An 8140-nucleotide genomic window follows, 5' to 3' on the forward strand; every position below is an offset into this window, starting at 1 on the left:
ATGAAAAAATTACTAGCAGTTTCCCTCAGCACCGCGCTTTTACTCGCAGGATGCGCCCCGAGCCTCAATTCGGACGAGCAAGTTGTGCAGAAAAAAGACACGAAACAAGCTGAAACTGGCATTATGACAAAAAATCAAATTTCCGCAGACTATTATAAAACCGTGTTGCCGTACAAACCAAGTAAATCACGCGGTTTAGTCGTGTCCAATATTAATTCACGCTATGATATTAATGAATTGGAATCTGGTCTAATGCGTTTATCGCAACAAAACTATTCGCCGGACAATTATTTGTTCCAAGAGGGGCAATATTTAACGACTGAAACATTGACGAAATGGCTCGATCGTTCTAGTGATAAGAACAAAGACGGATTAAACCCGAAAGACAATGGTAAAAGTGGCGATCAACGTGCCCCAATTTACTTGGCGCATATTTTAGAACAAGACTATTTGAAAGAAACCGATAAAAACACAGTTGGACTCGGAGGTATTTCCATTGCTTTAGCGATGAACTCTGTAGATTATTACCAAAAAGAGAAATATGGCGCGACCTATGAGCAAAATATTTCGGATAGCACGTTACTCAAGCAAGGTAAAGAAATGGCAGCAACTGTTTTGAGCCGGATTCGCGCAACAAAAGGCTTGGATAGTGTTCCAATAACCATCGCAATTTACAAACAAGGAAAACGTGATGGCGTTGTCCCAGGTAATTTTATCGCGATGACGACAGCAAACGGTTCAGACCTTGGGAAATGGAAAACAATTGACGAGAAGACTTACGTTTTACCATCTGCTGATGCAAAAGCAGATCACAAGACGGATAATACTTCTTTTGAAGACTTTAAAGCAGACATTGAGAAATACTATCCAAATTACACTGGCGTTGTGGGACGTGCTCGTTATGAAGATGGCGAGATGGCTGAACTGAACATCGATATTCCATTGCAATTTTACGGAGAAGCTGAAATTATTGGATTTACGCAATATGTGACGGATTTGATTGGGAAACATCTCTCGACAAATGCCGCAATTCAGGTTAACATTACTACAACTGATGGTACAGCCGCACTGATTACGCGTAAAGTAGACGATAAAACACCAACAGCACATATTTTTGATTGATTTTCAAGAAGGAAAGTATCGTTTAAGACATGATTCGGTACTTTTCTTCTAAACAATAAGGAGGAAAAATTTTGACGACTATTTCAAAAGAAACAGTAGAGAAAGTGGCTAACTTGGCACGCTTAGAAGTAAATGATCAAGAAGCAGAGAAATTTGCTGAACAATTAGGAAATATCATTCATATGGTAGAAAAGTTGGATGAATTAGATACAGCTAATGTGGAACCAACATCACACGCGATTGAAGTATCAAATGTACTTCGCGAAGACGTGTCAATTCCAGGTTTACCAAGAGAAGAAGTACTAAAAAACGCGCCAGACAAACAAGACGGCATGTTCAAAGTACCAACGATTATGGAAGACTAATGTTAGAAAACTAGGAGGGAATTAATTTGGCATTATTTGAGCATTCAGTAAAAGAATTACATGAAAAGCTTGTAAAAAAAAGAAATTGCACCGTACGACCTTGTCAAAGAATCATTTGACCGTATTGATGCTGTTGAGGATAAAGTGAAATCGTTCATCACATTAAATCGTGATAAAGCACTAGACATTGCAGAAGAGTTAGGCGATGCTGGGATTGATCCAAATAATATGTTAGCTGGCCTACCAATTGGCATTAAAGACAATATTGTGACCAAGAATTTGCGGACAACAGCAGCAAGTAAGATTTTAGAGAACTTTGATCCGATTTACGACGCGACAGTGATGCAAAAATTAAAAGCAGCGCAAGTTATTAACGTCGGAAAAGTAAATTTAGACGAATTTGCAATGGGCTCTTCCACAGAAAATTCGTATTTCCATACAACGACTAACCCTTGGAATCTGAACAAAGTACCTGGTGGCTCTTCAGGTGGTAGTGCTGCGAGTGTTGCTGCTGGTGAAGTTTTATTTTCACTGGGCTCAGATACTGGTGGTTCGATTCGTCAACCTGCCGCTTTTTGTGGTGTTGTTGGGATGAAACCTACATATGGCCGCGTTTCTCGTTATGGTTTAATTGCTTTCGCCTCATCACTTGATCAAATTGGTCCGATTACGCGTACAGTCGAAGATAATGCCTACTTACTAGAAGCAATTTCAGGTGTAGATCCGCATGACTCCACGTCTATCGATCAACCAGTAGAGAACTTTGCAGCGCATTTAACGGGTGATATTAAAGGCTTACGTATCGGTGTTCCGAAAGAATACATTGGTGAAGGTGTAGAACCTGGCGTGAAAGAAGCCGTTCTTAAAGCGTTGAAAACATTAGAAGACTTAGGCGCAACATGGGATGAAGTATCTTTACCTCACTCCGAATACGGCGTTGCAAGTTATTATATTTTGGCATCTAGTGAAGCCTCTTCGAATTTGGCTCGTTTTGATGGCGTACGTTATGGCTACCGCTCGCCAAACGCGCACACACTAGAAGAACTTTACAAGAAAACACGTGCGGAAGGATTTGGCGATGAAGTCAAACGTCGCATTATGCTTGGAACTTTTGCATTAAGCTCTGGTTATTATGATGCCTATTACAAGAAAGGCCAACAAGCACGTACGTTGATTAAACAAGATTTCGCGAATGTGTTTGCGAATTATGATGTGATTATCGGACCAAGTGCACCAACAGTTGCTTTTGATATTGGTGGTTTGATTCATGACCCAATCACGATGTACCTTAACGACTTATTAACGATTCCAATTAATTTGGCAGGACTTCCAGCGATTTCGGTTCCTTGTGGACTTTCAGAAGGTATGCCAGTTGGCTTGCAAGTCATCGGTAACTATTTCGACGAGAAAACGATTTACCGCGTGGCGCATGCATTTGAACAAGCAACAGAATTCCATAAAAGAAAAACCAAGTTTATAAGGGAGGGTGCGACATATGAATTTTGAAACAGTAATTGGGCTTGAAGTCCACGTAGAATTAAAAACCGAATCTAAAATCTTTTCGCCAGCACCTGCTCACTTTGGCGCTGAACCGAATACAAATACAAATGTGGTAGATCTCGGTATGCCAGGCGTATTGCCAGTTTTGAATAAAAAAGCAGTAGAATATGGTATGAAAGCAGCGATGGCCATCAATTGTGAAATCGCGGAACATACGAAATTCGACCGCAAAAATTATTTCTATCCAGATAATCCGAAAGCATACCAAATTTCGCAATTCGACAAACCAATCGGCGAACACGGCTGGATTGATATCGAAGTAAATGGCGAGAAGAAACGTATTGGTGTCACACGTCTTCACCTAGAGGAAGATGCTGGTAAAAATACACATACATCGCATGGTTACTCTTTAGTTGACATTAACCGTCAAGGTACGCCGCTTGTAGAAATCGTATCGGAGCCTGATATCCGTTCAGCGGACGAAGCTTATGCTTATCTTGAAAAAATCAAATCCATCATTCAATACACAGGCGTTTCCGACGTCAAAATGGAAGAAGGATCGATGCGCTGTGACGCCAACATTTCAATCCGTCCAGTAGGGCAAGAAGCATTTGGTGTAAAGACCGAACTAAAGAACTTGAATTCATTCAATAACGTTCGCAAAGGCATCGAATACGAAATCAAACGCCAAGCAGAAGTGCTAATGGCTGGCGGCATAATCGAACAAGAAACACGCCGTTTTGAAGAAGCAACAGGTAAAACAACATTGATGCGTATTAAAGAAGGTTCCGACGACTATCGTTATTTCCCAGAGCCAGATTTAGTAGACTTATATATTGATAACGAGTGGAAAGAGCGCATTCGTGCTGAAATCCCTGAACTTCCAGACAAACGTCAAGCGCGCTATGTGGCAGAGCTAGGCTTGCCTGCATATGACGCGATGGTTTTAACCTTAACAAAAGAAATGTCCGATTTCTTCGAAGCAACGATTCAAGCTGGCGCAGATGCTAAGCAAGCATCGAACTGGTTAATGGGCGAAGTTTCCGCGTATTTGAATGCCGAGCAACAAGAACTTGCCGATACGAAACTAACGCCAGACAACTTAGCAGGCATGATTGCACTTATCGAAAAAGGTACCATCTCATCTAAAATCGCTAAGAAAGTCTTCCGAGAGTTAATCACAAACGGCGGTGACGCAGAAGAAGTTGTCAAAGCAAAAGGACTGGTTCAAATTTCTGATGAAGGCGAACTAAGAACAATTATTTCTGGCATTCTCGATCAAAACGAGCAATCCGTAACGGACTTCAAAAACGGAAAAGACCGCGCAGTAGGCTTCCTAGTAGGTCAAGTTATGAAAGCAACGAAAGGTCAAGCGAACCCGACAATGGTTAACGAGATCCTAGTTGATGAAATGAACAAACGCTAAACCAAAAAGTTATTAGAAGCACCTAGACTGGCTTCTAATAACTTTTTTAATACGATATTAATAGCTTAGAATGGGTTTTTGCAGTAGAATTTGGTATAATGAAAGATGTTCGGTGTGAAAGCACCTATATACTCCAAGTGTTTTTTAGAGAGGACGGAGAATATACTATGCAGAAAAGAGCACGAGTCATTTATAACCCGACATCAGGAAGAGAAATTATTAAGAAAAATCTGGCTGATGTACTGAACATATTAGAAAATGCGGGATATGTAACGAGCTCCCATGCGACCACACCAGAGGAAAATGACGCAAAAAATGAAGCCCGAAAAGCCGTAGAAAATCGCTATGACCTTGTAGTTGCTGCAGGTGGCGACGGGACAATCAATGAAGTCATCAATGGTATTGCTGAGCAAGAATATCGACCGAAAATAGGTATCATTCCAACGGGAACCACAAACGACTTCGCCAGAGCGCTTAAAATTCCTCGTGATGTTATCAAAGCAACCGAAATCATTGCAAACGGTGAGAGTATCGCCATGGACATCGGGAAAGCCAATGATACCTACTTCATCAATATTGGCGGTGGCGGACGTATCACAGAACTAACCTACGATGTTCCCAGTCGTTTAAAAACAATGCTTGGACAATTAGCCTACTACTTAAAAGGCATCGAGATGCTACCTTCCCTAAAAGCAACACGAGTAAGAGTAGAATACGATGATGGGGTTTTTGAAGGCGAAGCAATGTTCTTCCTTCTAGGTCTTACTAACTCTATTGGTGGATTCGAAAAAATCGCTCCAGATGCTAAGCTAGACGACGGCAAATTCTCACTAATCCTCGTCAAAAAAGTCAATCTAGCCGAATTCATTCGTTTAGTAACCCTAGCTTTACGTGGTGACCACATTAAAGAACCAAATGTCATTTATGTAAAGTCAGAAAAAGTAACAGTATTTTCAGATGACCAAATGTTGATAAATCTTGACGGAGAATTGGGCGGCGAAACCCCAATGACCTTCCAGAATTTGAAACAACATATTTCCTTTTTCGCCAATGTTGCGGATATTCCAGCATCAGATTTGAATAATAAGCAAGTAGAAATGATAGATTAAGTGGTTAAAAACGATAATTCGAATAGGAATTATCGTTTTTTTGTAATAAATAACGACGATATCGTAATTTTTGTAAACAACTTGTATTAATCCGTGATATGGGTTATAATGAAAAAACAGTAGTTATTTACAAGAAAGAAGGTGTTTGCGACTTGAAGAACAGTCGTGTAAGCCGTTTTATCGTTGCCTTAGTAGCGTGCATCGTTGTTGGTGGTGCAGGTTTTCTTATATTTTGGAATGTAAACGCAGAGGAAGTTATGCCAGAGGTCGATCAGGCAAAGCTATTAGAAAGTAATAAAACATGGATAAAGACCAATACAAGTCTAACGTTGGAGCCGAATTTGGTTATACCTATTAAAGGAGATAATACCGTAACGACCATTGCGCCGAATGGTGATTTAATTTTAGATACTACAAACAAAGCTATTTTAGCAAGAATGGCTTCAGTTAATGTGAAATATAAAGACATGAATCGTTTCCGAGTGCGCGTCTTTGCGAATAAAGTGTCCACGGTGATGAACCCAGCGGCCTTCCAGTATACGCATGACAATATCGATGGCTTTTTGACGAGTTATTCGATTACGAAAGGGACGCTTGATAAATCAGCAGGACCAGCCATGAAGCTACAAGCACGAGTAGAGGAACAGACTTTGAAAGTGAATGAGAAGCTTGAAACCGTTTATTCTAGCAGTTTAGCGGAGAAGGTTGCGCCGATTTTAGACATCGATCCAGAAATATCTAGTCAATATTTAGAGGACTCTTTCAATCTTGCTTCAGGAGAAGTTGTGACCGCGTATCCTCGTGAACTACACTATCAGTTCAGCGCAGAGAAGACATCACTTGCCTTTTTTAAATCGGATAGTGATGAAGAAATTGTGCAACCGGTTGGATTAGAATATGTGATTAAGAAATAGAAGGATGGGTATGCGCTCATCCTTTTTTTTGTTATAATGAAGAGTCGAGAGAAAGGGAGGGCTTAAACGATGGGAGCTCCGGTAAAAAAGAACGATTGCATAGACGTTGTATTTGAAGATTTAACGCATGACGGTAATGCTGTGGCTAAAATAGATGGGTATCCGATTTTTGTACCACAAGGTTTGCCTGATGAAATTGCCCAAATCAGAGTTTTAAAAACGAATAAGAATTACGGTTTCGGAAAAATTATTGAATTAACAAAAGAAAGTGCGGATCGAGTAACCCCGCCATGTTTGGTGTATTCGCAGTGTGGCGGTTGCCAATTGCAGCACTTGAGTTACGACGGACAATTACGCATGAAGCAAAAGCAAGTAGCGCAAGTAATGAAACGTATTGGAAAACAGGATGTAGAAGTTTTGCCGACATTAGGTATGGAAAATCCGTGGAATTACCGCAATAAAGCACAAGTTCCCGTGGGATTTGTGAACGGTCGATTAGTAGCTGGATTTTATCAGCAGCGATCTCACCAAATTATTGATATGAATACATGCCTGATTCAACAAGAAGAAAACAATGAGGTTATTCAGGCTGCGCGTGCGATTTTTGCGAAATATCATGTAGAACCGTACGACGAGGCAACAAGAAAGGGCGTTTTTCGCCATCTAATGACGCGATTTGCGACGACGACGGGTGAGTTGATGCTCGTTATTGTAACGACAAAAATGGATTTCCCAAACAAAACAGAGATTATAGCGGAATTGCAACGGTCAATTCCTGAATTAACGTCACTAGTGCAAAACGTGAATACTGCCAATACAAATGTCATTTTTGGCGAGCAAACGGTTGTTTTGGAAGGGCGTGAATACATTATGGATACGATTCATGGTATTTCCTTCGCTATTTCGGCGCGCTCGTTTTACCAGGTGAACCCAGAACAAACAGAAATTTTATATGCAGAAGCATTGAAGTTGGCTGGCTTAACTGGTGAAGAGACGGTGATTGATGCGTATTGTGGTATTGGATCGATTTCGCTTTGTTTGGCAAAAGAAGCGAAGCATGTATATGGCGTGGAAATTGTGCCACAAGCCATTGAAGATGCCCGTGCGAACGCGAAGCTAAACAAGATGGATAATGTTACTTTTGCGGCTGGAAAAGCAGAAGAGGTGATTCCTGACTGGTTTAAGCAGGGGATTAAGGCAGACGTGCTCGTTGTTGATCCACCAAGAAAAGGCTGCGATGACGCACTATTACAAACGATTTTGAAAATGAAGCCAAAACGTGTCGTGTATGTATCGTGTAATCCGGCGACGCTAGCACGTGATATGCTAGTGTTGACAGAAGGTGGATATGAAGCTAATATTGTGCAGCCAGTAGACATGTTCCCGCAAACAAGTCATGTCGAGTGTGTAACGGTGCTGGAAAGATAAAAAGATATAAAAAAATATCCTCTCGCTATACTAGAACTGGCCGCAAACCAAGTTCCGTGCGAAAGGATATTTTTTATGTCGGATAATGTAGAATTTATAACATCGTAGGGTTTGTCAAGAAAAGTGTGTAATTAAGAAATAGAAATGTAATGCGACACACGATTCTTAAGAGAATCCAAAAGAAGAAGTTGGTTCATGACGAGTGACCAGTTTTGGATATGTCCCTCTGCCCACTTCGCGTGCAGTTCCTTGACGCGTAAATACAGGACTTTGAGA

At 40.9% G+C, this 8140-nt stretch carries 6 protein-coding genes and 2 pseudogenes; 7 read left to right on the plus strand and 1 reads right to left on the minus strand.

Annotated features, from left to right (window positions below):
- From PRIP_RS15135 to rlmD, 7 genes and pseudogenes are all read left to right on the plus strand, one after another.
- Positions 1-1122, plus strand: a complete 1122-nt coding sequence (locus tag PRIP_RS15135) for a CamS family sex pheromone protein (RefSeq protein ID WP_036102268.1) — start codon at positions 1-3, stop codon at positions 1120-1122.
- A gap of 71 nt (positions 1123-1193) precedes the next feature.
- A complete protein-coding gene (gene gatC, locus PRIP_RS15140; protein ID WP_036102271.1) occupies positions 1194-1487 on the plus strand; it encodes an Asp-tRNA(Asn)/Glu-tRNA(Gln) amidotransferase subunit GatC in 294 nt (97 codons plus the stop codon).
- A 26-nt stretch (positions 1488-1513) separates the two neighbouring features.
- Positions 1514-2993: pseudogene (gene gatA / locus PRIP_RS15145) on the plus strand (Asp-tRNA(Asn)/Glu-tRNA(Gln) amidotransferase subunit GatA).
- A complete protein-coding gene (gene gatB, locus PRIP_RS15150; protein ID WP_036102275.1) occupies positions 2983-4413 on the plus strand; it encodes an Asp-tRNA(Asn)/Glu-tRNA(Gln) amidotransferase subunit GatB in 1431 nt (476 codons plus the stop codon). The pseudogene gatA and the gene gatB overlap by 11 nt, the downstream one beginning before the upstream one ends.
- 167 nt (positions 4414-4580) lie before the next feature.
- Positions 4581-5522, plus strand: a complete 942-nt coding sequence (locus PRIP_RS15155; RefSeq protein ID WP_036102280.1) for a diacylglycerol kinase — start codon at positions 4581-4583, stop codon at positions 5520-5522.
- 152 nt (positions 5523-5674) lie between these two features.
- Positions 5675-6436: a hypothetical protein gene (locus PRIP_RS15160; protein ID WP_036102283.1), complete on the plus strand. Its 762-nt coding sequence runs from the start codon at positions 5675-5677 to the stop codon at positions 6434-6436.
- A gap of 69 nt (positions 6437-6505) precedes the next feature.
- Positions 6506-7864, plus strand: a complete 1359-nt coding sequence (gene rlmD, locus PRIP_RS15165) for a 23S rRNA (uracil(1939)-C(5))-methyltransferase RlmD (protein ID WP_036102286.1) — start codon at positions 6506-6508, stop codon at positions 7862-7864.
- A gap of 131 nt (positions 7865-7995) precedes the next feature.
- Here rlmD and PRIP_RS18320 read toward each other — a convergent pair.
- Positions 7996-8140: pseudogene (locus PRIP_RS18320) on the minus strand (IS256 family transposase); the annotation flags it as partial.

Source organism: Paenilisteria riparia FSL S10-1204 (assembly GCF_000525995.1).
Classification (GTDB): Bacteria; Bacillota; Bacilli; order Lactobacillales; family Listeriaceae; genus Listeria_A; species Listeria_A riparia.

What these genes read in the sequence shown, in the direction of transcription:
- PRIP_RS15135 (WP_036102268.1), top strand. Translation starts at nt 1, where the DNA reads ATGAAAAAATTACTAGCAGTTTCCCTCAGCACCGCGCTTTTACTCGCA.
- gatB (WP_036102275.1), top strand. Translation starts at nt 2,983, where the DNA reads ATGAATTTTGAAACAGTAATTGGGCTTGAAGTCCACGTAGAATTAAAA.
- PRIP_RS15155 (WP_036102280.1), top strand. Translation starts at nt 4,581, where the DNA reads ATGCAGAAAAGAGCACGAGTCATTTATAACCCGACATCAGGAAGAGAA.
- rlmD (WP_036102286.1), top strand. Translation starts at nt 6,506, where the DNA reads ATGGGAGCTCCGGTAAAAAAGAACGATTGCATAGACGTTGTATTTGAA.